Genomic DNA, 1,261 nt, shown 5'->3' with positions numbered 1-1,261 from the left:
TGCTGTGATATCTCATCCGGTAACGCTGAGAGCTGTCTTGCACGGTTTCTTTCTTCACGCCTGCGCTGCGTTTGCACCAGACGGCTCATAAATCCTAGGCCGGATTGAGAGGATTATGAATGAAGGATAATGGATTATGGATTTCGAGGACCCGTCCTGAAGGAGGATCTCATATGAACGAGTTATAGCATCATGCCCAAGACCGGAAGAATTTCTGTCTGACGAGGGGCGGGCGACGATCCTAAACAGCGACAACAAACGAACTCCGCCCCGGAGAGTTAAAATCTTCTCTATTTTTCCATTGGTTAATGTCTCCCTGACCTCAGCTTTCTCCTAGGCCGATAACGAAAGGACTTCGACAACGCTGTGTTTATTTTGGGCATTTTTTACGATTGTTTCAATTCTTTCGGCCACATCATCATCAATCCACTCCATTCCACATTGACTGCAGACGGTAGCGGGTACATTGCGGACAACGACGACGCCGGAACCAAAATCAACTGTCACGGTTGTTTCTCCCTGCTCCATCGTGCCTCCACATGTATGACATTTCTGGGTTTTATCTTTTGCTTCCATTATCTTCTGGTTTTAAAATCCGGTTCAAAGTGTTGCAAATCTGGCCGATATGCTGTTACAACGTAACACCACTCGTTTTGCTGTCAAATGCCGCAACAACGTGAAGAGGTTGATTATCGGCACCTGGAAATCCGAGAAAAAGTCCACTCGGAAATGGCTGATCATCAGGATATTTTTCAATGAGCTCGCCTTCTGTCAGAACTTTTTTAACATCGTCTCTGAAAATACCGCGTTCCATCATCCGCTCCAAAGCATGTCGCTGCCATCTTATACGTCCCCTGTCAACGCTTTTATGAATATATTCTTTTATCATTTCGATATTTGTCCAGTGTAGAGGCCTCGCTTATCACACTGCTCCCCTGTATTACTGCCCGCTGTTGGACTGATCGCACAACGTTCATGAGGAACAGTTACAAGCGGCAGACGGTCGTCTACTCCGATTTGTGTACGCTCTGCTAGTTAATGATCTATACCTGAATTGTCAATTTTTTGATGGATGAAGCATAAGGAATTTGGTGGAGATGGGTTTTAACGTGTTATTGCACGAGATACAACAAGGACGACGACGGACGACCGGGGATGGAATTATGAATGAAGAATTAGAAATCACTGTTGTCCGGTAAACATATTAAGAGGGAACATAAGTCACCTTTAGAGTCTCTTCCACTCGTTTTTGTACCCTAAT

2 protein-coding genes are annotated in these 1,261 nt (G+C 45.0%); both read right to left on the bottom strand.

Annotated elements, in window-relative coordinates; all coding sequences use genetic code 11:
* Positions 1-333 precede the first annotated feature (333 nt).
* Positions 334-576 carry a type II toxin-antitoxin system MqsA family antitoxin gene (locus ACG2F4_RS19320; RefSeq protein WP_395262583.1) on the bottom strand — a complete coding sequence of 81 codons (243 nt, stop codon included), beginning with the start codon at positions 574-576 and terminating at the stop codon, positions 334-336.
* A 55-nt stretch (positions 577-631) separates the two neighbouring features.
* On the bottom strand, positions 632-889 hold the full coding sequence (locus ACG2F4_RS19315; protein WP_395262582.1) for a DUF4258 domain-containing protein: 258 nt from the start codon (positions 887-889) through the stop codon (positions 632-634).
* Between the last annotated feature and the right edge of the window lie 372 nt (positions 890-1,261).

The sequence above is a fragment of the Halalkalibaculum sp. DA3122 genome (assembly GCF_043951865.1).
Classification (GTDB): domain Bacteria; phylum Bacteroidota; class Rhodothermia; order Balneolales; family Balneolaceae; genus JAMQKA01.
Note: the sequence above shows the minus strand (reverse complement) of the source record. Positions and strands in the feature narration are given on the sequence as shown.

What these genes read in the sequence shown, in the direction of transcription:
- ACG2F4_RS19320 (WP_395262583.1), bottom strand. Translation starts at nt 576, where the DNA reads ATGGAAGCAAAAGATAAAACCCAGAAATGTCATACATGTGGAGGCACG.
- ACG2F4_RS19315 (WP_395262582.1), bottom strand. Translation starts at nt 889, where the DNA reads ATGATAAAAGAATATATTCATAAAAGCGTTGACAGGGGACGTATAAGA.